Source organism: Bacillus salacetis (genome assembly GCF_003581585.1).
Lineage (GTDB): Bacteria > Bacillota > Bacilli > Bacillales > Bacillaceae_B > Rossellomorea > Rossellomorea salacetis.
Genome location: NZ_QXIR01000021.1, coordinates 41019 through 65608 on the forward strand (window position 1 = coordinate 41019; position 24590 = coordinate 65608).

Here is a 24590-nt window from a genome sequence, read left to right on the forward strand (position 1 = left end):
CGTTTTCTTTATCCAATGCTGCGTCATGACAAAGAACGTATATGGGTTATTCTTGTATTACCCGGGAGATAAAGTCTATAAACCGAGTGTTAGGGAAAGATTACAATATAAAGACATAGCTGCCAAAATTCAGCTAATAGATGAATTCAACCTGAGAAAATGATAAATTAGAATCAAACCAGAATATGATAATCAAGCTTTTTGCACAATTTCAATAAAAATTAGAAATACTATCATGGAGACAAAAAGTTAAATAAAAAAGGAGATTAGGGACTATGGATAAGAAAATTCTTGTAGTTGATGATGAAAAGCCGATTGCGGATATATTACAGTTCAACCTGAAGAAAGAGGGTTATGAGGTTCATTGTGCGTATGACGGTGATGAAGCTGTCAAGATGGCTGAGGAAGTTAAGCCGGACCTTGTGTTGCTGGACATCATGCTGCCTAACCGCGATGGCATGGAAGTGTGCCGCGAAATCAGGAAGAAATATGAAATGCCTATCATTATGCTGACAGCCAAAGATTCAGAAATCGATAAAGTCCTTGGTCTTGAACTGGGTGCGGATGACTACGTCACAAAGCCGTTCAGTACGAGGGAATTGATTGCCCGGGTTAAGGCAAACCTCCGCAGGCACCAACATGGCGCTGCCCAGCAGACTGATGAAGAAGGCACAAATGAAATTGCAGTTGGCTCCTTGGTGATCCATCCTGACGCCTATATTGTTTCCAAAAGGGGCGAGACAATTGAATTGACTCACCGGGAGTTTGAACTGCTGCATTATCTTGCCAAGCATATCGGCCAGGTAATGACACGTGAGCATCTTTTGCAGACCGTTTGGGGATATGATTATTACGGAGATGTCCGGACTGTAGATGTTACGGTGAGGCGCCTTCGTGAGAAGATCGAGGATAATCCAAGTCATCCAAATTGGATCGTTACAAGAAGAGGAGTCGGCTATTATCTACGCAATCCAGAACAGGAGTAATTAAATGAAGAAAGTTGGCATTACCCGGTCCATACATTTAAAGTTTGTTTTGATTTACGTCCTGCTTATCCTGCTGGCCATGCAGATTATCGGTGTGTACTTCGTACGAGAGCTGGAGGATAAGCTGATTACGAATTTCACACAGAACATTAAAGAGAATGTCCGGTTTTTAAAATATAATATTCGTGAAGAGATGCTCAGGGAGCGGACAGATAAAGATCTTAAGCTTGAGGCTGATGTTGCAAGTATCCTCGATGATTTTAGAGGCACGGATATATCAGAGGTCAGGGTCGTCGACAGCAAGTTCCGGATCATTGGTTCCTCAAGAGCCGACAATGTTGATACAGTCGGCCAGCGTGCTACAGATACCATGGTGAAGAGGGCACTGGCGACGGGAAAAGAAATAGATCAAGCTTATCTCGATGAAAATGGAAACCGCATCTGGGTGTATACTTATCCAATCAGCAGCAGTAACGGAAAAGAGGAAATCGGTGCAATCTATATCATTGCGAAAATAGAAACAGTGTATCAGCAGCTCGAGGAAATCAATAAAATCTTTTCCACGGGAACGGCGATTGCACTGATTATTACCGCGATTCTCGGGGTGCTTCTCGGACAGACTGTCACAAGGCCGATTTCCGATATGAGGAAGCAGGCTCTTGCAATGGCAAAAGGCAACTTTTCACGTAAAGTAAAAGTCTATGGATATGATGAAATCGGGCAGCTTGCCATTACCTTTAATAACCTGACGAAAAGACTTCAAGAAGCACAGGCCACCACTGAAGGGGAAAGAAGAAAGCTATCTTCGGTCCTTTCATATATGACGGATGGAGTAATTGCAACTGATCGAAAAGGCCGGGTCATCCTGATTAATGATCCTGCTGCAAAGATGCTGAATGTTTCACGTGAAACAGTCCTATCACAGCCGCTTGTTTCCCTTTTGGGATTGGATGAGAATTACACCTTTGAAGATCTTTCTAATGAACATGAATCTATCATTTTGGATTACAGTACAAAAGAACAGCCTTATATACTAAGAGCTAATTTCTCCATCATTCAAAAAGAAACAGGTTTTGTAAATGGAATCATAACAGTTCTTCATGATATTACAGAACAGGAAAAAATCGACATGGAACGAAGAGACTTCGTTTCGAATGTTTCCCATGAATTGAGAACACCGTTAACGACAATGAGGAGTTATCTTGAAGCATTGGCAGATGGAGCTTGGCAGGATGAAGAGATTGCCCCGCATTTCCTGGATGTAACCCAGAATGAAACGGAGCGGATGATCCGTCTGGTCAATGATTTGCTTCAACTTTCTAAAATGGACAGTAAGGATTACCGTTTCAATAAAGAATGGATAGAATTCGTTGGATTTTTCCACAAAATCATCGATCGCTTTGAAATGTCGAAAAATCAGAATGTCACATTTAAAAGGCATATGCCGGAAAAGGCTCTCTTCGTTGAAATTGATAAAGATAAATTGACTCAGGTCCTTGATAATATCATTTCCAATGCCTTGAAGTATTCGCCGGAAGGCGGGCTGATCACGTTCAGTATAATAGAAAAAGACGAAACGATTGTCGTAAGTGTGTCCGACCAGGGACTTGGTATCCCGCAAGACAACCTGACCAAGATATTTGAGCGGTTTTACCGGGTGGATAAAGCCCGTTCGAGACAAATGGGAGGCACCGGGTTGGGACTTGCCATTGCGAAAGAAATGATTACTGCACACGGCGGGACTATTTGGGCCGATAGTAAGGAAGGCAAAGGAACAACCATTTCATTTTCTCTTCCTTATGACAGTACACTAGAGGATGAATGGATATGAAGTATGAACAAATTAAATCAATAACCCTCACATTTCTTGTGGTTTCAAGTATTTTTTTGACCTGGAATTTATGGACGTTTCAGCCAAGCCTTGAACCGATTGAAGAAAGTAACATTTCAGAAGATATCATCATCAGTGCCAAAAAGGACATGAGGGAGGTATTTCTCCCATTTAAAATCCTTTATCATAGGAATGATAAAACATTCGGAACTCAAAGACACTTGGAAATCGAAAATATGGTCAATCAAATCTCTGCATGGAATATCATCGGGCTTACAGATATCACCCGAATGTTGACCAATGAGGAGTTCAAGGAACTGGTTCATGGTCAGGACAGAGTGGAATTGATATTTCCTGATCTCATTTCCTTTGACTTTTATAAGAATATAATAAGCTTTAACAATACAGACATCCCTCAAGATAATTTCGACCGCATAGTTGTCAGGACAACAGAAGGATCTCCTGATTTTTCATCTGTTTACTTTGTCTCTTATTCTGACAAGAGAGTTTATGAGGGACGTATTGATTTATCAGCAATGGAGTCCTTTAAGGAGAATTTTGTGTCGAAGTCAATTAAGCACCCGGAATACTTTGCGTATGATCCAACTGACAGCCGTAGAATCTACCTTTCGGAAAATCCTATTGAAATGAACATCTACAGCTATATTATAGGTACAATTTCTTTGAACCGATTTGTGGATGCTTTGTTCAGTGAACCTAATTTGGTCAGCCGTGAATTGACCAATATTGGCGACGAATATAATGATGATTCAAGTTTAATGACAGTGAATACAAACAATAAAACGTTCTCTTTTGTCAATATAGCTGAAGAAGCAGAAGGAGAAGCGAGTGTAAATGATTTGATCACCCAGACCAGCAGTTTCATTAATGATCATGGCGGCTGGCCAGAGAAAAATGGCTTTTACCAGTACTTCGGGGTGAATAAGTCTCTTAGGCAGACCCAGTATCGTATGTTCATCCATGACCTTCCAGTGTTCAACGAAAGCGGAATGTCTGATTACTCGGTGGTTTTGGGGAATACAAATGTTTATAAATACTCCAGGCCATATACCAGCTTTGAAGGTATGACAGAAGATACCAGAAGCGTCACTCTCCCTGCCGGCGGGGATGTGATTGAGCGCCTGTTAGCGGACAATATCAATCCGGAACAGATTGAAGATATCATTCCGGGCTTTAAAATGTCGCAGACTGCTCCCAATCTCGTGAGCCTGGATCCAGCTTGGTACTATAAATATGGAGGTGCCTGGATTAGATTCCAGCCAGATGATGTTGGGGGGGTTCCTCTTGGATTGGAGTAAGACGAAAACAATTTTTATCATTGTCTTTTTGATTTTGGACATTTTCCTGTTAACGCTCTTCATTAACAAGTATAATGAAAATCAGTACGACTTCCTTGGTGAAGCGAAGCTTGAAGATAAACTGAAGCTGGAGAATATTAAATACGATCTGCCTCCTTCCAAGGAACCTGAAAGCCAGCCTTATATCAATGCCATAACCAAAGCTTTTACTGAAGAAGAGATTAAGGAGTTAAAGGGTCAATCTGTCGAGGTATTGGATACAACGACTATTACCTCCGCACTGAAAGACAGCAGTTATGTCATCAGTGATAAGTTTAAGCCTGAAGAACTTAATGATTTTTTAGCTAAGAATGTCCTGCATGGAGACTCGTACTCTTTCTGGGAGATTGATGAGGATCAGCAAAGAATCCTCTATTACCAGACTTATAACGGAAAGACTCTTCTGAAGAATATCAATGGCGAACTGGCTATCTATTATAATGAAGATCGGAAAATCGTTTCCTATACACAAACCTTAATGACAGATTTTGAGGAGTTTCCCGATAAGAAATCCGTCATAACCCCTTTGCAGGCTCTGGAGACTCTCTATGACAAAGAAAAACTACCTTCAGACAGCACAGTAGGGACACCTGAAATGGGGTACTACACACTTGTGCCCGAAGCGGAGAGACAGGTGTTATCGCCTGCATGGCATTTCACAGTCAAGAAGGAAGGGGAAACAGATCATCTTTTCGTCAATGCCTTTGAAGGAAATATAATTGAGTTCAACAATACAGAAAAAGAATTACTGGAGTGAGAGAAATGTCCATGCATTTTAGTGTACTAGCCAGCGGCAGTACGGGGAATGCCATTTTTGTTGAAACAGACCAGAACTCATTCCTCGTGGATGCTGGCCTGAGCGGTAAGCAGATGGAAGCTTTGTTTCAGAACATCGGCCGGAAAATTCAAGACCTTTCCGGGATCCTTGTGACTCATGAACACAGTGATCACATCAAGGGAATCGGAATATTGGCCAGAAAGTACGGGCTCCCTGTCTATGCCAATGAAAAAACGTGGAAAGCGATGGACCCTTTGATTGGGAACGTTCCTCTTGAGCAAAAATTTGAATTCGGGATGGAAAAGGTCCAATCCTTCGGCTCACTGGATATTGAATCCTTCGGTGTCTCCCATGATGCGGCTGAACCAATGTTCTATACTTTTCACCATGAAGGAAGGAAATTGGTGCTTGTAACAGATACCGGGTATGTCAGCGACCGCATGAAAGGGATCATCTCCAATGCCAATACGTATGTATTTGAAAGCAACCATGATGTGGACATGCTCAGGATGTGCCGGTATCCGTGGAGCATCAAACGCCGGATTTTGAGTGATGTCGGCCATGTTTCCAATGAAGATGCTGCCATTGCCATGAGTGAGGTCTTCGGTGACCAGACAAAGAGCATCTATCTTGCTCATTTAAGTAAAGATAACAATATGAAAGACCTGGCCAGGATGAGTGTTTCCCAGACGCTTGAATCAAAAGGCATCAAAGTAGGCGAGCAATTCGATTTGCTGGATACTGATCCTAAGAAACCGACACAACTGGTCGCAGTTTAAGATGTTTAACAGTATTATTCAATAGGGAAAAAAGATGGAAGCGTTGATGCTTCCATCTTTTTTTAGGCAATTTTAAATAAAGCCCCGGTAAATCGTCGTAAAAACCCCGCGAGCAGGGCAGAAAAGAGCTGCTCGTTCTTTTTCGAGAGTAAAACCTTTTAATACAGGGGAAAAAACCGGGACCTGGGATTTTTCTGAAAGCAGCAATATATGCGAATACAGCCTTTTTTTTATTTCTACCGTGTTTACGCACCTGCAAGTGGATAAATATGAGATTTTTTTATAAAATGAAAACAAAATTCCATTTTCCCTGACTATATTTTTGATGATGTAGGAAAATATAAAAGATGTACAGGAAAGGATGTATCAGCAGATGGGTTATTATGATCAGGATTATGAAAATAAAAGATCAAAACAAAAAGGGAATCGCGGCGGGTATTTCCTTGCAAGCCTTATCGGCATAATATTGGGGGCCATTCTCGTTATTATTGCCCTGCCAAAGCTTGCCGATTGGGACGTGCTCCCGTATAATCCAAGCAGCAATCTGGCGGAGACTGATGAAGCTTATCACAACGGCAAAAACGGTAATGCAAAAAGCCTCTCCGTTGATGTGACCAGTGATGTGACAGCCGCTGTTGAGAAGGCTGAAGATGCAGTTGTCGGGATCAGCAATATCCGCTCACAAAGTTTTTGGGAGCAGACGGGCCAGGAGGCCGGAACAGGGTCGGGAGTCATTTATAAAAAGGCTGGCGGAAAAGCATACATAGTCACGAATTACCATGTAATCCAAGATGCCGATCAGCTTGAAGTGACATTATCCGATGGGACCAAGCTGCCTGCAGAACTGCGAGGCGGCGATGTTTGGACAGACCTTGCTGTTTTGGAGGTAGATGGCAGTGGAATCAAAGCGGTAGCTGAATTTGGGAATTCGGATGAATTAAAGGCAGGAGAACCTGTGCTTGCAATCGGGAACCCCCTTGGCTTGGCGTTTTCTGGTTCAGTTACTCAAGGAATTGTCTCTGGAATCGAGCGGACAATACCAGTCGACATCAATCAGGATGGTATTGAAGACTGGCAGGCCGAGGTCCTTCAGACGGATGCAGCCATCAATCCGGGAAATAGTGGAGGTGCCCTTGTCAATATTGCTGGTCAGCTTGTCGGCATCAACTCCATGAAAATTGCCCAGGAAGCGGTAGAAGGAATCGGGCTGGCTATCCCTATTAACGCTGCGCAGCCGATCATTGAAGATTTAGAGGAGTTCGGGGAAGTAAAACGACCGGCTATGGGTGTTTCACTTGAAAACGTAAATGAAATCACTGCATATCATCAACAGGAAACGCTGAAGCTTCCTGAAGATATTAAGGACGGTGTCATGGTTCGCCAGGTTGTTCCTAATTCCCCTGCTGCTCAAGCCGGACTGCAGGAACTGGATGTAATCGTTGAACTTGATGGTGAAAAAATCACCGACATTATCGCCCTGAGAAAGCATCTCTATAATGAAAAAGACGTTGGAGATCAAATGAAGGTGACGATTTACAGAAATGGTGAACTTCAAGAAGTGACCATGAAGCTGACAGACGAATCCCGTCTGTAATGTGGATAACAAGGAAGCAGGAAAGTGACCATTACTTTCCTGCTTCCTTTTTTAATGATATGATGGCTTGTGGATAAATTAAACATAAAGATTAAACTATCAAGCGGAGGAAAAAAATATGATTTATTGCTGTAAAGAGCACGTTGAGCTTGCCATGGACGTGATTGTGGATGAATATGAAGTTGCTCCAAAGTTAGAGCAATTAAAAGATACCCACGGATTATCCACAACCTGTGAATATTGCGAAAATGAAGCAGAATATATTGTGGCGAACTAGTATTCCCATACGACATGTGGATACTGGTTGTTGATATGTGGATAACTTCTGTGGATAACGTGTTTGTAAATCGTTTGTGAAGTGGGTGTGAATTGTGAATATCTCGATAGTAACCGTTGGTAAATTGAAAGAAAAGTATCTCAAGCAGGGAATCGATGAATATTTAAAACGTTTAAGTGCATATGCAAAAGTGGAAGTTATAGAGGTTTCCGATGAAAAGGCACCTGAGGAATTAAGTGAAACGGAAATGATTCAGGTCAAAGGAAAAGAAGGAGAGCGGATCCTTGCTAAAATTTCTCCGGATGCCCATGTCATCGCATTGGCCATCCAGGGAAAGATGAGGACCTCCGAGGACCTGGCTGACAACCTCGACAAACTTGCAACCTATGGGAAAAGTAAAATTACATTTGTGATCGGCGGTTCGCTGGGATTGAGTGCTGACGTCCTGAAGCGTGCGAATGAGACTCTTTCCTTTTCAAAAATGACCTTTCCCCATCAGTTGATGAGATTGATACTGGTGGAGCAGGTTTACCGGGCTTTTAGGATAAACCGGGGTGAACCGTATCATAAGTAACTGCAAACTAAAAAGGTACTTAATAATTCACGAATAAATTGGAGAAAGGTATATAATATATATTTTTGGTTAGAATCCTTTCTTATTGAAGGGATTTTGTTTTTTATGTCGAAATATAATGGTACTTTATGTTATTGATTGGGAGGGTTACGATGCTCCATCAAAATAGATATGAAATAAAAGAAGTATTGTCAGACAAAGGTGGTATGGGATTAACCTTTAAAGGAACAGACAATAATTTGAGCAGAGAGGTCGTTATAAAGACATTAAGACCAGAACATATTCAAGATCCAGAAGAAGCTAAGAAGTTTTGGAGCTTATTTCGAGATGAGGCAATTTATCAAGCAAGATTAAACTACCCTTACATAGCGCAAATTTATGATTATTATGAAGAAAATGAAGCTGGTTTTATTGTTTTAGAGTATGCTGAAGGAAAATCACTTGATAACTTTAGTGAGCTCTTTAATCCTTCAAAAGAAAATCTAGATGAGACTTTGTTAGTAATTGAACAAATAATAAAAGGTGTTATATATGCACATGAAAAAGGAATAATTCATCGAGATTTAAAACCTGAGAATATACTCTATGATAAACAAAAGAAGCTAGTTAAAATAATTGATTTTGGATTAGCTAAAATAAAAGAGGCAATCCCTAGACCTCATACTGTTTATCAATGGGGGACAAAAGGATACTTTGCACCAGAAAGGTACGAAGGTCTTGATCAAATTGGCATCACATTTGATACAGAAGAAAAGACTGATTATTATTCACTGGGTGTTATCTTTTTTGAACTATTAACAGGCTTGAAACCATATATGGAAATCAAAGAGGTCTTATCAAAAGAAATTCGTAGGATCTCTTCGTTTAGAAATGATATAAATACTGAACTAGACGAATTAATTTTTTCTTTAATGCAAATAAAGCCACATGAAAGATTAGGATCTTTAGAATCATTATTAAATGCAGTAAGAAAACATATTAAGTTAGGCTATAAGCCAGGTGTTTTGATAAATAGAATCAGGGATAATAATCAACTAAGAGATCCTATTCATGGTTATATAAATTTTAGTGATGAAGAGAAATTGGTAATAAATCATCCTGTTTTCCAGAGATTAAGGAGAATCAAGCAGCTAAGTACAACATATCTAACATACCCTGGAGCCACTCACGATCGTTTTGCACACTCTATGGGAGTAATGCATGTAGGAACTAAAATTTTTGATGAAGTTATTAGAAAAAATAGTAATTCCTTAGAATGGGATAACGAAGAAGTTAATAAGCAAAGACAGATGCTTAGACTAGCTTCGTTATTACATGATATTGGACATGCACCATTTTCGCATGTCGGTGATGGACTCTTTCCGACATCAATTCCTAACCACGAACGAATGGCTGAATATTTAATTAAACAAACTGAACTAAAGGACATTATCGATAGAATCGGCAGTCAAAATGGTGGTTTTTCACATAAAGAAATTGCTGGACTTATAGTTGGGAATTATAAAAGTTCATATAGGTTAATAAGGGAGATCTTCTCAAGTCAGTTGGATGCCGACAAAATGGACTATTTACTTAGAGATTCTCGAATGACTGGTGTAAACTATGGTAATTTTGATATGGGACATTTAATTAGATCAATAAATATCGATTATCAATTAGATAATGATCCAATATTAGGTGTAGATAAGTCAGGTGTTCATGCATTAGAAGGACTTATTTTGGCAAGATATTTTATGTTTACCCAGGTTTATTTTCATAGAACACGAAGGATTTATGATAAAATCTTAGAAAAAATAATGTATAATATATTACCTAGTAATCAAATTCCGAGTGATATTAATGACTTTCTCAAATGGGATGATCATAAAGTTTTTGAAGTTATTAAGAATGATCAGACCTCCTTATGGAACAAAATGTTTTATACTCGTAACCATCCTAAATTATTATTCGAACTATTTCCTCATGTAAATGATGAAGATAAAAAGTTTGCAGAACATATTAAGAGTGTTCTAACACAAAAAGGTTTTAATGATAATGAATTGATTATAGATAATATACAACATCCACCAATACGTTTTAGTGACGAAGAAGGAAATCCGCTAATAAGAATTTTAGAAAAGAATGGTGTTGCTAATTCTGTTAACAAGTACTCGTCAATTCTTTCCTCTTTAAATGATCCAATATATATTTTCAGAGTATATGCAGGTGAAGGGATAATGGCAGATGTGAAGAAGATAATTGAGGAGGAGACAAAACATGTCTAATGAAAACACTAAGATTATTTCATACATTATAAAAAAATATGGACCTATAAAAGGTAAAAAGGCTTTTCAAAAAATATTTTATTTCCTAACTGAAAATGGGATACCTACAGGCTTAACATACTCGCTATATCATTACGGTCCTTATTCTTCGAAACTTGATACATTGACGGAACAGTTTGAGTTGAATGGAGCAATAAAACTTATCCAAAAAGGAATTGGTTACGAGTTAATTCAAGGTGATAAAGTAGATGATATATTATCTGAAAATAAAGATGAAAAGACTAAAGATATTGATTTTATATTAGATAACTTACCTTTAGATAATCCTTTACAGTTGGAATTATTATCAACAACACATTATGCTGCAAAAGTACAAAAAGAAATTTATGATGAAACAGATATTGAAGAGGTAGTAAAAGAAGTAAAAAGGATTAAGAAAAGTAAATTTACTGAAGACAATATTAAATGGTCCTACGAATATTTACAAAATCTTAAATGGATTTAATAACATTTAAGGAAGGGTATTCCACCTTCTTAGGTCGTCAGCGTTACCATTTGCTAGTAAATAAAGCACGCCAATATTGGCGTGCTTCTTAATTTTTTTGCAACTTACATTGCTTTAATACTACTTTCAATATGCTCTATTTCTTCTGTGGATAGCCCGTATTTTTTATAAAGTTGTATGTCTACTTCTTGGACAGAATCAGACCAATTGATATCAGATTTGTCAGTGAAGTCTTGGACAGGAACAAATCTATACGTATTTCGAGTACCATGTTGACTATTTTTAGCAAGTCCATGTAAGTATCTTACAAATTTAGATTTCATGTATTTAGCTAGAGCATTTGCATTGTTTTCATTTAATTGTAAATCAGCACCAATTACTAAATATGTTTCAGTGCATATTGAATTGTGGCTAGCTACAACGGTATTTAAATTATCGTCACTTAACTCAGTTCCAATGTTATTAGAGTATGGTGTAAGGACTTTCCATTTATCTATCCATGATGAATTTTTTACTATATCGGTTAATTCAATATACCCAATTCTACCTCTATTAGCATAGCATTTTATTGGTTCATTCATACTGTGGCTGTCATTCTTAAAAGTAAAGTTAGTAGAAAAACCAAAAGGATTACGAGAAGACACATATTCCATTAGGCTATCGTTATCTTTACTATAGACTTTATCTAAAATAGGAATAGCGCTGGAGTCTCTTACAAATATGCCAGAATCCTTATATTCCATTGGTCTAGAAACATTATTGACAATCTTATTATTCTTATATGTTACAACACGAGTTACATCGTTACTGTTTGATGAATTCCATAAGAAGTAACATACACCGCCCCTAATATTTGTATTAGGAAATATATCTTCTGGTGTAAGCCAATCATGTAGCTCACTGAGATGACGATCATTTAACATTTCATCACGGAACTCGTCTAATCCTTTTCCCCCGACATACCAACGTGTCGGTATAATAAGGGAGATTACATTTGGATTAAGTTGTTTTGCCAAACGCACAAAATGATGATAGATTGGTCTCGCACTTGCTTGCGCTCCACCATCCATTTCTTGATATGGTGGATTACCAATAATTACATCAAACTTCAAATCATCATCTCCTAACAATTCTAGTAATTTAATATTAGCATTATCTTTCTTTGCATATTCGGTAAGATCGCATTCTACAATATTTTTACTAGAAATATCTTTGAAGTCACCAAAAATATAATTTTTAGCAATATTATAAATGATGTTACTTGGAGCGCACGCATAGACTTGATTTTCAAGAATCCATCTAATACGCTCGTTATAATTTGGAATTTGTTCTTTCAATCCTTCATTTAGACGTTTAACGATCTCCGATATATATAGCCCACTTTTCGTATATAAATCAATAAACTTAACATTATAGTTGCTAAAAATACCAGGGTTATTTTCTGCAACTAAATCAACCATCAATTTTACCACTCTTCGAGGGGTGAAAATTTGGTTTGTTTGCTGCGGGGGAATATAGTCGAAAATATCTTCGGTAAGCGTTTCGTCAAAATAGTTTGATAACCTATTCTTTGTATTGAAGAACTCTTTGATACTGGCGTTAAACACTACTTCATTAAATAAACCAGGCACTTTACGGTTATTTCCATCTTCATCTACATAATCAAAACCATCACGAAGTTTTTTGAATTCGTCAACAGTTATACTGGTTAATTCTTCGAAGGTTGGTTCATCAATGTGTATTTCAAAACTAGCTAAAGTCGTATCTTCGTTACCATAAGCCATAAGGAATGCAGGAATAGTTCTAGCAAAGCCACGCAAGTGATCTCGAACGTCATCTTCAGTGGTCTTTTTCTTCTTCTCTTCCACGATGACAACTTGCTTTTCAACTGCAGTTTCAACCGTTGCTTTTACTTCTGTATTAAGATTTTCAGTAAAAGTTTGATTAATTTCAACCTTTTTCTGTTCAAACTCCGTTTTTAGTTGCTCTTCTTTAACCAAGTCATGAGCTTCTTGAGCGATTTGAATTTGCTCTGTATAATCAAGTTCGATTTCTCGAACTTGGCTTTGATAAGTTTCTACACTCTTTTGAACCACGTCTTGAATGGTTGAAGTTACTTCATTCTTTACTTTATCCGTTTGAGTTTTATTCATGTTGAATGTTTCTTTCAACTTGCTAAATCCACTATCTAGCGTGTCCTTAATCTCGGTAGTAATAGTTGTAACTTCAGGTATTTCGGGAATATCGATTGTATCCAGAACTTTATAAATTGCGTCTCCAAAAATATCTTTAGTATGGTTAATTACAATGTCTGTAGGAATATTTATGTTTCCATCATCATCAAGCATTGGAGTTGTTACATTGACTTCTCTTCGCTCGGTCAAGCGCTTATTCTTTTCAGGCTTAATCTTATCTAGAATTTCCTTGAATGGTGAGTTTCCACCAAAAATACCTGAGATATTTGCAAACAAAAGATTACTCATGAACCCACGTTTCACTACCTCTGTTGAAGTGATATGGGTTGGGATGGTTAATACTTCAGTTGCATCTAATTCATGCATATTACCTTCATCATCTTCTCCAATCACTGGAAAGAAGTTTAATAGCTTTTTAATCTTCTTCTTGCGTTCCTCACTTGTTTTTGAGCTACCACTTGATAAGTTATTAGCGAACTCGTCAAAGAGCAATAGTGTTCGTTCTGGCGCGAAATCAAAGATATATGCATTATCTTTCCTATAAAGCTTACCGTCCTGAACAAATTCATATGGATTTTGGGCACGGAAAGCTGCTTGGAAATATAAACTTGGTGACTTAATGTTGCTAAGCATAAGTACCGCAGACCATTCAGGAATTGTAATACCAGTTGTAAGTTGACCAACGGATAAAGTTATGGTTTTTTCATTTTCAGAAATTGCTTTTTTAACTTTATCAAAACTTTTCTCATTCTTCTTGTAGTCTTTTCCTTCTTCTTCAAGGATTGGATCAGTGGTAGCACTTATCCCGTCACCAGCAGCTAGTACAATCTTATAATCACTAAAAACAGGATGAGAATTTAACAACTTTTCAAGTGCTTTGGCAGAATTAACACGCGGTAAAAGCCAAAATGTATGGTTTAATTCGCTTCTGTGTTCATCTGTTGAAAAAGGAAATTTACCTGAAGATAGATTATCTAGGAATTTTTTCACGCTTGCTTCATACTCAAACTTGCCATCTTCTTTAACCCTGAAAAACTCATTCAAGTCGAAGGCATAATCGACATTTATATCATCTTCCAACGTCAATCCCTTTGACACACGATCCTCAATTATCTTGCTCATTTGATAGGTGAATAGACTTAGTGTTGGCAGATTTTCGTATGGATTACTTCCTGTTGTATAATCCCAATCTTTTTTTGCTTCTTGTTCATCGACATACGACCAGTTAAAAATTTGGTTTTCACTAAATTTATTGTTTGCCAAAGCCTTGAATGGAGTACCTGACAGATGCAGAGTAAAGTTTCGTTTAATTTTATCGAACACTACATCAGTTTTTGCGGTATCAACACCCTCATGAGCTTCATCAATGATTAGTAAATCCCATTTCAGTTGACCAACCCATTCAAGTTTTTCAAATCCACCACCTGCAAATTTCGCACCTTTCAAATCTTGAAGTGAAATAAATGTGATCTGTGATGGATTCTCATGGTCAGTAGAGTTAATAAAATCAATAAAATCTTTACGAGATAATGCCTTATCTTTTAAAGCATCTGTTTCAGAAACAAATTTCATTCCTGGTTCTTGCCAAGAGATAAACTTTTTAAAATCATCAAACCAAGAATTGGCTATTGCAGGTCTGTTGGTTACGATAAGTACATTTTTCGCATTAATTTTTCTCACAAAATCATATGAAGTCAGTGTTTTCCCAAAGCGAGGTTTTGCATTCCAAAGAAATTCCCTAGGTTCTTGTGTACTATTGTAATAATCAAGTGTTAACTGAACCGCCTTACTTTGTTCATTCCGAAGGAGATAGTCCGAGTTTGCTTCATCAATTTGAATTTCATCATAATCACGATTGATAAACTTGTCCGTCAGGGTTTCTGCCTTCTCAGGTGTTCCATTAAAGTAAAACCATTCATCAGCATGATTATTAAAATCTTTTTTTGGAATCCCATTCTGTAGAAGGAAACGGTGAAGCGATTTATCATGAAACCATGTACCATCAGACTTCTTTGCGACCTTTTCAAATAGAATTTTAGGATTAAGTCCTGCTGTTCCAACCTGTTCAAAAATTCGTTTTTTGACCTGCCTACTTGTATCACCGATTTTAATGTAACCCTCATGAGAAGGAATTTCAGGCAAGGTATAAGCGTATATCTTCAAGTCTAATTCTTCATACGGTTTAATGATTGTTTTATCCATTTACTTCCTCCATCTCTTCCTTATAGACATGAGTAATCTTCACAGGAATGTATTTCATTTGTTTTTTTTCTTTTTCAAATACTTCTTCATCATCAAAAGAGTCAAACAAATCCAGTTGCTCAACTACTGAATGGCTTAAAGAATCTCCATCTTCTTTTTTTATACCCTCAAGAATATCCATAAGCGTATATTCAGTGCGTTGAACCTTAATTGTCTTACCATCTTTTCGGAGGTTTATAGGATTCCACTCACTAAACACAATAGGATTGCCATCAGGAGCTAATTTAGTTAGAAAGTTTCCCTGTGCAATATTATTTGAGATTATCAATTTTGCACTGTCCAAAACCTTCTTTTTAACCTTTGCATCATGTTGTATTGCTTGTTGTTGATAGGCTTCATAATAGACCTGGTACATATTCATAACACATTTTTGCGCGTTATCTTCAAGCAGTTCAACACCATATATTGTTGATAATGCAAGTAACGAATAGTTCTCATAACGTATTAAGTTATCACCATAATTCTTTACTACCATCTTCATTTTTCTATTCAAAACTTCAACTAGGAAAGCTCCTTCTCCAGCAGCAGGCTCTAGAAAAGTAGAAGTTAAGTTCTGACATGCTTCACGAATGTTAGGCAAGTCAAGCATTTTATTAATAATCCTTTTCGGTGTGAACACTTCACCGTGATTTTGGATACGTATTTTACTTTTTATTATTTTTTCGTTAGTAGATTCGGGTAAATCACTCATCTTCTCGTATCTCCATTCAAAAGAAGTTTGTACGTTTGGAATATATCTATTTCCAATTATATAGGAATTGATGACCTACATGATAGCCTATTTGGCAATATTTATGATGTGCAGTCTGGTTTCTTGGTTACGTCCCAATTAGTTTTACGGATATTTCACAATGATAAATATATATTATATATTTGGATGTCTATACTGATAGACAGTCCATATATGGGACTAGGAACATAGAGGGACATATAAAAGGTAAAAAGTTTACTTTCTTGACCTATCTATTATATATTCCTCCAGGCATTTTTTTGGTATTCTCCATTTCCTTCCCACCCTAAACGCTTTTAACTCCCCGCTGTTAAGCAACTTATATGCATAATTTCTGCCAATATATAAAATCTCCATTACTTCTTCTACATCTAATATGTCATTTTCTGAATTAATCACAACAATGACCTCCTAATGATTATTTTAAATTATTGTTGATTAAGGAGCGTTATTAAAGGTCATTTATCGTTGTTTGTACATCTCAAGATAAATAAGAAATACTCAAAAAATAATTATTTTTGTATATAATTAGTCTAAAAGGAATGATAAGGGAGCTTAGCATAGATGGAGGCATTTCAAAATCTTTTTGACCAGCTAGGAATTATTGGAGATGTTAATCTGGTTGTAAAGGATAATAATTATGAAGCAATACAATTTGGGGAGTTTTTCAGGTCGTTTTGTGAGGAGCTGGAATTAGAAGAAAAAGTGGTTCGAGAACATATATGGGATTATGCGCTTTACGAGGTATATAGAGAATGTTGTACCTTCAATAGTGAGGATCTTGATTTATTGGAAAGTCTTGATGAAGAGGATGTGAATGGTATAACTCTAGGGGACATATTAGACGAAAAATACTGTATTTCTCCCGAGTCCTACTATGAAAGTTTTGGGTATTTGCTAAATGATAAAAATGATCAATTCACGAAAGCCAAAGAAAGGGAAAAAATAATTCAGTCAATTCAAGATACAAGCATGATTAAAAGTAGGCACTTTGAATATATCCTAAAAGAAGTAACCTTCTTTAATGTTTACAAGGATAAATTGAAACGCCACCAGCAGCCATTTAATAAGGCTGCAGATAAATTGAACGGAGTAAAAGACATTGAAAAATTTAAGAACAATACATTGTTTTTTTTACGACAGTTAGGCAAAGCTAATAATATAAATTATACATATGATCTTGAGTGCTTTGAAAAGTCAGCAAATTTATTATTTATTTTCAGCTTGTACGCATGCGTGGAGAAGAATCAGCATGCTTTTGATAATGAGAAGAAGGAAGAGTATTATTTTAATACACTTTCATCTTTGGTTGTTATTGAAAATATTGAACTAAAGTTATACATATTAAAGACTTTAATTGAGAAGGAAGTCTTGTTTACATATAAAAAGTTAGAATTCAATTTATTGCTGCACAGAATTACTATTCTTTCCGTACTGTATCCTCTCTTAATTAAAGAGTTCATAGTGCAAAATTTGATTATAACCGATAAAAACATTGGAGTTACGGCTAGTAACAAGGTTGATGAATTTTTATCCGATGCTAAAGTAAAAAAACTAAAAGAGAAAGCATTTGTATTTGAGTTGTTAAAAAATCATAAGGGTTATAACCTGAATAAACTGGCTGATGCATTTGAGTCTATAGAGGTTAAAAATGTAAAGCTATTTGAAAATTTATATACACGAGTTTCTAGTCTTCAAGTAATAAAAAGCGAATCAATGGATCAATTTAAATTAGATCTTTATGAATCAATGGATACATTTAATCAAATCGAATCGCTGTCAAACCATAATATATTAGCTATTTTGGAAGGTCTCTTGATTGAAATGCAAAACAAAGTCACTTCGAAGTGGAGAAGTATTAGAAAAAAATAAAAAAAATTTACCGTTACTCCTAGAAATGGGGGGTAACGGTTTTTTTAATGTTATCAAGGGTTTTACTAGCATATTTGAAAATTACCCCGCTCCCCAGTAAATACTACGGGTTTATTCTGGTAGCAAGGAGGGAGACAAGATGGCAAAGAAAAAGAATAAACAAAATAAGAATGATCATGGACGTAATTCAATATCGGAATTAATGGACAGTCATCTTTCCTTGTTGGATGTTGATAGGATAGATGGTTCTGGACTAATAAGTAAGAAGGAAATGGCATCGGGGGAGGAAGAAAGTGACATAAAGATCAAACACTTTCCTCCTAAAGAGGCAAAAAAGAAATCAAATATTAATGACCTATTTAAGGGGAATTTGTCGTTCTTGGATAAGGAGATATTTCAGGAAGATAAAGAGCCAAACAAGGTAAAACAATTAAAGGCGATTCAAAATAAGGATATTAAAAGATCAAGTAAAGATCGAGGTCAACCGAAGGGGAATCATAGTACCTATGATGAAGGTTATAAAAACAACATTGAATATCAAGTATATAAAAGCCTTTTAGAAAGGCACCAGTTTAGGGTGCACAATGATGATGTTTACATTTATAAATCTAAATTGGGCTATTTTAAAAAACTTACAGGCAATGAATTTAAAGTCCTAATAAGGGATGGCTGGAATGAACGGATTGAAATGCAGCTTAATAAATACAAGGTTGATGACGTAATTGATCGTATTAAAGGGACTAGATCATTACAAATTGCCAGTAACAGCTTTGACCAACATGATGATTTTGTGAATTTTAAAAATCGGGTTTTATGCGTAATCAGTGAGGAACTATATGATCACTCAGCGGATTTTAATTTTAAAAGTTTTATTAATGCTAATTACGACCCAAATATTAAAGAAAAGAAGGGCAAGGTATTTAGAAAATTCATCGACCAATGTACAGAGGGAGATACCGATAAAATTAAGTTGCTTCAAGAAATATGCGGTTACGCATTTAGCAATTATTCTAATGCCAAGAAGTTTTTTGTTTTTATAGGTAAACCGCATACTGGAAAATCAACGTTATTGGATCTCCTTAAAGAGATTATAGGAAGTGAATATACATCAGCAATACCTCTTCATAAACTTGGTGATCGTTTTATGACAGCAAATTTATTCGAAGCAAAGCTAAACATCTCTGGTGAATTAAATGAAGGGGAATTGAAAGGTCTAAATACCATTAAGTCTTTAACTGGAAACGATGACCTAACTGCTGAAAGAAAAGGAAAAGATCCATTCGTATTTAAGAACCGAAGTAAATTGATTTTTGCGGGAAACCATATGCCGTTGTTAAAGCGGTTAGATAGCACATCCGCCTTTTTTGACCGAATTATCTTTGTTATGTTCAACAACTCAATTCCAGAGGATCAAAGGGATCTTAATCTAAAGGAAAAACTGCTCGAAGAAAAGGACTATATTGTTCATTGGGCTATAAAAGGATTAAGAAGGTTAATCAGTAATAACTTTATTTTTACAAGCTGTGATGACTCTTTGGAATTTAAAAACCAGTATATACAGGATGTAAATACAGCCTTCTCGTTTATTGAGTCTTGTTGTGATATTAATCGTTTCGATAAAGATTTTCGTGTTCATAAAAAAGACTTATATAATGCCTACAGTAAATATTGTGCCAATAATTGTTTAATCGCATTAAACAAAACGGAATTTTTCAACCAGTTAAATTCCATGTCATTTGAAAAAAAGAAAATCAGAATTAAAGGCTCAATTCCCCTTGAAGGCTATATAGGAATTGCCTTAAGAGAAGATAGGTAAAGGAAATAAGGTAAAAAGTTGCTACATTTGCTACAAATCACTTTAAAGTGCTGATAATCCAATACCTATGCTGTAGCAAGTAATGAAACTTTCTACTACTTGCAAGCTACAAATGGCTACAGGGAAAGTAAAATCAAGAAGATCATTTATATATTATATATGTGAGGTTGAAGCAATAATGGATAGCATGGAGATATATGAGTATGAAAATCTTATTAATATCATATCGGAAGTACTCTTGGATTATATAAAATCAACTAATGAGGAGAGAAACTAAAATGAAAAAGGTTGTCATTTATGCAAGGGTGTCAACAGCAGAACAGGCTGAAGAAGGGTATTCAATTGATGCACAAATCGATACAGTGCAAAGAAAATGTGAGCTAGAAAATAGGCAAGTCATTAATAAGTATATTGATAGAGGGATTAGCGGGAAATCCATTGAGAAGCGGGATGCTCTGAAAAGATTACTGAAGGACGCCGAAAAAGAAGAATTTGAAGAGGTCTGGGTATGGAAAACGAACCGTCTTGCAAGGAATCATTTAGACCTGCTAAAGATTGTTGACAAGCTTAGTAAATTTAATGTTGATTTCAAAAGTTGTTCCGAGGCATTTGATACTTCAACGCCTACAGGAAAATTGATGATGAATCTATTAGCTTCTGTTGGGGAATTTGAAAGGGAAACAATTGTTGAAAACGTTAAAATGGGAATGAAACAAAGGGCAAAGATGGGAAAATGGAATGGTGGAATAGTGTTAGGCTACCGATCTATAAAGTTTGGACAAGATAAAGAGAAAACAAGACTTGAGATTATTGAGGAAGAGGCGGAAATTGTCCGTATGATATTTGAACTCTATGCAAGTGGAAGAGGCTTAAGAAGCTTGGTAAATCACATAAATCAGTTAGGGTATAAAACTAAGAAAGGAAACATGTTTGCGATTGCAACTATAAAAGAAATTCTACAAAACCCAATATATATTGGAAAGATCAGATACAACCGAATGCAGAACTGGAATGAAAAAAGAAGGAAAGGTAAAAATTCAAATCCAATAATAGTAGAGGGCGAACACGATCCAATCATAAATACAGACCTATGGAATAAAGTCCAAAAGATTTATAAGGAAAGGTCAAAAAAACCCATAAGGAATTTTAGCGGTTCCTACCCCTTAACAGGTCTTTTAAAATGTCCTGAATGTGGGTCATCTATGGTTGCGGGGGTAACAAAGAAAAAACGTAAAGATGGAACATACAATGTCCATAAATATTATTATTGTGGGAATTGGCGGAATAAAGGCATTGCAGCCTGCCACTCTAATAGTATACGGAAGGATAATATCGAGGAAACTGTATTTAAAAAAATCAGTGAGGTTCTCTACGATAAGTCTATCCTGGAGGATTTGGTAATCAAAATAAATAAGAAAAGTAAGGAAATAATAAAGCCATTAGAAAATCAGCTTAATCATATTGAAAGGGAGCTTAGAGCATTAGAAACCAAGAAATCCAAGGTGTTTGAGCTATATGAAGACGGAATAATTAGCAAACAAGACTTAGCGGAAAGATTAAAGGAAACCGCTCAAAAAATTGAAACTGAGCTTCTTAAAAAGGAAAGTATACAAAGGCAGCTTAACAAAACCACATCTGACCCAATTGATTATCACGTTATTGAATTATTAATGTCTAAATTTAATAATATTCTACATGAAGCTAGTGTGGAAAAAAAGAAGCTGGTATTAAATCTGATAGTTCAAAAGATAAAAGTAAATCCAGATCGAACCTTAAATTCTATAATTCTTAATTTTGATCATAAGACTAAGCGATATTTAGTAAATGAAGAGGATGAGTCAGCAATTGACTCATCCTCTTTTAATGTTTCTTTAGAAATAAACTTCAAATAAAAGGAGCGTTTAAAATGACAAATTACACTTTACAAAAAAATGAGCAGTTGGAGCTATTGAAAGAAGGTTTAGTAACGAAACAGCCTGCAAAAAGGGTAAATATTGTTAGTCTCAAGCTTATAAAGGAGAATAGTTTCCTTTACCCTGACAGAAATATAAAGTCACCAGATGATGCGTATAAGCTTTTAAAGCAGTTTCTAATAGAGGCTGATCGTGAATATTTTCTTGTCGTATGCTTAGACACTAAAAATCAACCAACTGCAATAAATGTGTGTCATGTAGGAAGTTTAAATGCCAGTATAGTCCATCCTAGGGAAGTCCTGAAGCCCGCTATATTATCAAATTCAGCATCTATTATCGTAGCTCATAACCATCCCAGTAATGATCCAACACCAAGTCGTGAGGATATAGAAGTCACAAAAAGATTGGCTGAGGCAGGGAAAATAATTGGTATTGAGGTGCTAGATCATCTTGTTGTATGTGCAGATAAGTTTATATCTTTAAAAGAAAAAGGATATTTATAATTGTGAGAAATAATTGCGAGGAGAGCTAGCAAAATTGATGTTATAAATTTTGTAAAAAGACATGCCTTTATCAAGCATGTCTTTTTACTTTTATTTGTGGTGGAGGGGTATACAGGTTATCCTTTAATTACTTTTATTGTTTTATCTAATTTTAAGAAACCTATCCCAGAAAGCAAAGAGGCAGTTGCACCAATTAATGCAGCAATTCCTATATCACCAACCATCATTAATCCTAAAAAGATACCAAGAATCCCCACAATAATAAGAATAATAGCAATAACTTTCAAAATAAATCCTCCTTAAGTTTTTGAAATTTATAAATTATCTCTAAATTAAGTAAACTAAATCGCTAGTAATATATCAATAGTTGAGAGGAAAAAAACTCCTTTTCTCAGGTAATATATACTAAAAGCAGTGTCGAAAAAGTAAATTTTATGGTAAATTAATAATGTATTTAACCAAATTGGGGGAATCAATATGAAAAAATTAACTTTGGCTATATGTCTAATATTTACCCTAGCGGTACTGGGAGCATGTAGTGATACTGAAAGCTCTTCTTCTAATGTTAGTAAAAAGTCAGAAGAAGTAAAAACTAAAGGTGAATTAAAGGCAGAGGATTATGAAAAGCTTTATAGCGATCCTAAAAAATATAAGGGATATGAGGTAGAGATAACTGGACAAGTGTTTACTGAACCAGAAAAAGATGAAGATGGTACATATATTCAGCTTTGGGCTGATCCTGAAAATTCTGAGAAAAATACTTTAGCAGCTATAAATGATCCAAAATTAAAAATTAAAACTGAAGATTATGTAAAAATAAAAGGTGTAGTTAAGGATGAATTTGAAGGAGAAAATGCTTTTGGAGGAACAATCAAGGCACCAATGATTTTAGCAGAAAGCATAGAAGTTGTTGATTATATAACAGCTGTTGCTCCAACTTTAAAAGAAATTAAAATTGATAAAGAAATCAATCAGCATGGTATTATAGTTACACTACAAAAAATCGAAATTGCTAACAACCAAACAAGAGTTTATTTAAAAGTCAAGAATGATACACAAGATAATGCATCATTTTATTCTAGCTCAGCAAAATTAATTGTTGGAAGCAAGCAATTAGAAGAAGAATATGCTGATCCTGAAACGACTGGACTTCAAGAAGTTCAATCAGAACTCTTATCTGGTATAGAAACTGAAGGTGTAATTGTTTACCCAGCAATTGATTCAAATGAAAAGTTAATTAAGTTAAACGCTGAAGCATCTTCTGATAATTATGACCTGGATTTTAAACCATTTGTTTTTGAAATACCTTTAAATTAAATAAGATTTGTGAACAAAAGAAGCATTGGACTATTCCCATTGAATATAAAGATGCTTCTTTTTTTATAACTAAGTTTGCAGATAGAAATGGTACGGTGAACCGTATCACAAATAGTGGTAAAGCAGAGAGTTGAAGTAAGTCTTGATAAGGGTTGGTTAGATAAATTAAAAATCTAGTAGGCAGCCATTAATCAAATTAGAGCAGGAAATAAAAAGTCCTGCTCAATTTTTTTAAAAAATGGAAGTTGTAACTATTCTATTTTAACCTTTATTTCATCAATAGCGTTATATCCATAGCCTTTTTATTCCAAAAAGGTATGGTTGGTTGGCTTTGACCATTTGAGTTTGTTGCTTTTGACATGATTTTATTTTCACCTGTCTCTAATATATCCCATTCATAAACCCCATGATTGCCAGCCATAACTATGTTTTTTAGCAGGCTCTAATTATGCATTTAACCAAGTACTTCCACCGTCTACACTTATTTCAACCTTTGTAATAAATCCATTACCTGTCCAAGCAATCCCCCTTAATCAAATGTTTCCCGGTATTTAGGATTTCTAAATCTAAAGGTTTTTGAATAGTAGAGTCTACATTTATAGTAGTAACAGGGAAGGCATCTTTATTATTTTCTTTATTTGGATAATATACATAATCGATTGTCTGAAAGGGTCCAGTAAAATTATAATCAATCACACTAATTTGTTTAATCCATTTGACTGATGCCATTGCATACCACTGTGGAACAATTAATCTCAGTGTATATCCATGCTTAAACGGAATTGGTTGGTTATTATACTCATATGCAACAATGGTATCAGGGTGGAGTGCCTTCTCAATAGGTAAACTTCTTGCATAGGTGAAAACCTTATTTAAATCAGTTCTTTCTCCAAAATCATATCCTTCCAAGACTATTTCTTTTACTCCTTCTTTAATTCCAGAAAGTTCAAGTAGGGTTCGTAATGGTACGCCCTTCCAATACCCTTGGCTAATTGCACCATTTCGTAAAACAATTTATTATCCATAATGTCATTCT

General features: G+C 35.8%; 23 protein-coding genes. 16 read left to right on the forward strand and 7 right to left on the reverse strand.

Annotated features, from left to right (window positions below):
* The first annotated feature begins 25 nt into the window (after nucleotides 1–25).
* The 11 genes from D3H55_RS24375 to D3H55_RS15050 all read left to right on the forward strand — a co-directional run bounded on the left by D3H55_RS24375 (nucleotide 26) and on the right by D3H55_RS15050 (nucleotide 10946).
* Complete coding sequence (locus D3H55_RS24375; protein WP_168413114.1) at nucleotides 26–163, forward strand: hypothetical protein; 138 nt, start codon at nucleotides 26–28, stop codon at nucleotides 161–163.
* Nucleotides 164–275: 112 nt separating this feature from the next.
* Entirely contained in the window at nucleotides 276–986 is a 711-nt protein-coding gene (gene yycF / locus D3H55_RS15005; protein ID WP_119548086.1) for a response regulator YycF, read from the forward strand.
* Nucleotides 987–990: 4 nt separating this feature from the next.
* Nucleotides 991–2817 carry a cell wall metabolism sensor histidine kinase WalK gene (gene walK / locus D3H55_RS15010; RefSeq protein ID WP_119548088.1) on the forward strand — a complete coding sequence of 609 codons (1827 nt, stop codon included), beginning with the start codon at nucleotides 991–993 and terminating at the stop codon, nucleotides 2815–2817.
* Entirely contained in the window at nucleotides 2814–4136 is a 1323-nt protein-coding gene (locus D3H55_RS15015; RefSeq protein ID WP_168413115.1) for a YycH family regulatory protein, read from the forward strand. Before walK ends, D3H55_RS15015 begins: the two co-directional genes overlap by 4 nt.
* Nucleotides 4123–4932, forward strand: coding sequence for a two-component system regulatory protein YycI (locus tag D3H55_RS15020; protein WP_168413116.1), 810 nt, complete (start codon nucleotides 4123–4125; stop codon nucleotides 4930–4932). Before D3H55_RS15015 ends, D3H55_RS15020 begins: the two co-directional genes overlap by 14 nt.
* 5 nt (nucleotides 4933–4937) lie before the next feature.
* Nucleotides 4938–5732: an exodeoxyribonuclease YycJ gene (locus D3H55_RS15025; protein ID WP_119548094.1), complete on the forward strand. Its 795-nt coding sequence runs from the start codon at nucleotides 4938–4940 to the stop codon at nucleotides 5730–5732.
* Between the two features lie 373 nt (nucleotides 5733–6105).
* Nucleotides 6106–7326 carry a S1C family serine protease gene (locus D3H55_RS15030; RefSeq protein ID WP_119548097.1) on the forward strand — a complete coding sequence of 407 codons (1221 nt, stop codon included), beginning with the start codon at nucleotides 6106–6108 and terminating at the stop codon, nucleotides 7324–7326.
* A gap of 118 nt (nucleotides 7327–7444) precedes the next feature.
* The gene (locus tag D3H55_RS15035) at nucleotides 7445–7603 is read left to right on the forward strand and encodes a CxxH/CxxC protein (protein ID WP_119548099.1); all 159 of its coding nucleotides are present in this window, start codon (nucleotides 7445–7447) and stop codon (nucleotides 7601–7603) included.
* 94 nt (nucleotides 7604–7697) lie between these two features.
* Nucleotides 7698–8177, forward strand: coding sequence for a 23S rRNA (pseudouridine(1915)-N(3))-methyltransferase RlmH (rlmH, locus tag D3H55_RS15040; protein WP_119548101.1), 480 nt, complete (start codon nucleotides 7698–7700; stop codon nucleotides 8175–8177).
* 152 nt (nucleotides 8178–8329) lie between these two features.
* Nucleotides 8330–10441, forward strand: coding sequence for a protein kinase domain-containing protein (locus D3H55_RS15045; protein ID WP_168413117.1), 2112 nt, complete (start codon nucleotides 8330–8332; stop codon nucleotides 10439–10441).
* Entirely contained in the window at nucleotides 10434–10946 is a 513-nt protein-coding gene (locus tag D3H55_RS15050; RefSeq protein ID WP_119548105.1) for a hypothetical protein, read from the forward strand. The genes D3H55_RS15045 and D3H55_RS15050 overlap by 8 nt, the downstream gene beginning before the upstream one ends.
* Before the next feature lie 104 nt (nucleotides 10947–11050).
* On the opposite strand, the gene D3H55_RS15055 is transcribed toward D3H55_RS15050, so the two are convergent.
* The 3 genes from D3H55_RS15055 to D3H55_RS15065 form a co-directional block, all read right to left on the reverse strand.
* A complete protein-coding gene (locus D3H55_RS15055) occupies nucleotides 11051–15343 on the reverse strand; it encodes an Eco57I restriction-modification methylase domain-containing protein (RefSeq protein WP_119548107.1) in 4293 nt (1430 codons plus the stop codon).
* Nucleotides 15336–16094, reverse strand: a complete 759-nt coding sequence (locus D3H55_RS15060; protein ID WP_119548109.1) for an N-6 DNA methylase — start codon at nucleotides 16092–16094, stop codon at nucleotides 15336–15338. The genes D3H55_RS15055 and D3H55_RS15060 overlap by 8 nt, the downstream gene beginning before the upstream one ends.
* A gap of 255 nt (nucleotides 16095–16349) precedes the next feature.
* Nucleotides 16350–16532, reverse strand: coding sequence for a helix-turn-helix domain-containing protein (locus D3H55_RS15065; protein WP_119548111.1), 183 nt, complete (start codon nucleotides 16530–16532; stop codon nucleotides 16350–16352).
* 165 nt (nucleotides 16533–16697) lie between these two features.
* On the opposite strand from D3H55_RS15065, the gene D3H55_RS15070 reads away from it, so the two are divergent.
* From D3H55_RS15070 to D3H55_RS15085, 4 genes are all read left to right on the forward strand, one after another.
* Nucleotides 16698–18005 carry a hypothetical protein gene (locus tag D3H55_RS15070; protein WP_119548113.1) on the forward strand — a complete coding sequence of 436 codons (1308 nt, stop codon included), beginning with the start codon at nucleotides 16698–16700 and terminating at the stop codon, nucleotides 18003–18005.
* A gap of 139 nt (nucleotides 18006–18144) precedes the next feature.
* The gene (locus tag D3H55_RS15075; protein ID WP_119548115.1) at nucleotides 18145–19821 is read left to right on the forward strand and encodes a DNA primase family protein; all 1677 of its coding nucleotides are present in this window, start codon (nucleotides 18145–18147) and stop codon (nucleotides 19819–19821) included.
* A 278-nt stretch (nucleotides 19822–20099) separates the two neighbouring features.
* The gene (locus tag D3H55_RS15080) at nucleotides 20100–21713 is read left to right on the forward strand and encodes a recombinase family protein (RefSeq protein WP_119548117.1); all 1614 of its coding nucleotides are present in this window, start codon (nucleotides 20100–20102) and stop codon (nucleotides 21711–21713) included.
* 14 nt (nucleotides 21714–21727) lie between these two features.
* Nucleotides 21728–22237, forward strand: a complete 510-nt coding sequence (locus tag D3H55_RS15085) for a JAB domain-containing protein (RefSeq protein ID WP_119548120.1) — start codon at nucleotides 21728–21730, stop codon at nucleotides 22235–22237.
* Nucleotides 22238–22353: 116 nt separating this feature from the next.
* Here the strand turns inward: D3H55_RS15085 and D3H55_RS24380 are convergent, their stop codons facing one another.
* Nucleotides 22354–22524, reverse strand: a complete 171-nt coding sequence (locus tag D3H55_RS24380) for a hypothetical protein (protein ID WP_168413118.1) — start codon at nucleotides 22522–22524, stop codon at nucleotides 22354–22356.
* A gap of 190 nt (nucleotides 22525–22714) precedes the next feature.
* On the opposite strand from D3H55_RS24380, the gene D3H55_RS15090 reads away from it, so the two are divergent.
* Nucleotides 22715–23554 carry a DUF4352 domain-containing protein gene (locus D3H55_RS15090; protein WP_119548122.1) on the forward strand — a complete coding sequence of 280 codons (840 nt, stop codon included), beginning with the start codon at nucleotides 22715–22717 and terminating at the stop codon, nucleotides 23552–23554.
* A 268-nt stretch (nucleotides 23555–23822) separates the two neighbouring features.
* On the opposite strand, the gene D3H55_RS24985 is transcribed toward D3H55_RS15090, so the two are convergent.
* From D3H55_RS24985 to D3H55_RS24995, 3 genes are read right to left on the reverse strand one after another with little or no spacing between them, the layout of a single operon-like run.
* Entirely contained in the window at nucleotides 23823–23975 is a 153-nt protein-coding gene (locus D3H55_RS24985) for a hypothetical protein (protein WP_240628593.1), read from the reverse strand.
* Between the two features lie 25 nt (nucleotides 23976–24000).
* Nucleotides 24001–24078, reverse strand: a complete 78-nt coding sequence (locus D3H55_RS24990) for a hypothetical protein (RefSeq protein WP_338067948.1) — start codon at nucleotides 24076–24078, stop codon at nucleotides 24001–24003.
* Nucleotides 24062–24568, reverse strand: coding sequence for a molybdopterin-dependent oxidoreductase (locus D3H55_RS24995; RefSeq protein ID WP_338067949.1), 507 nt, complete (start codon nucleotides 24566–24568; stop codon nucleotides 24062–24064). Before D3H55_RS24995 ends, D3H55_RS24990 begins: the two co-directional genes overlap by 17 nt.
* Nucleotides 24569–24590 lie beyond the last annotated feature (22 nt).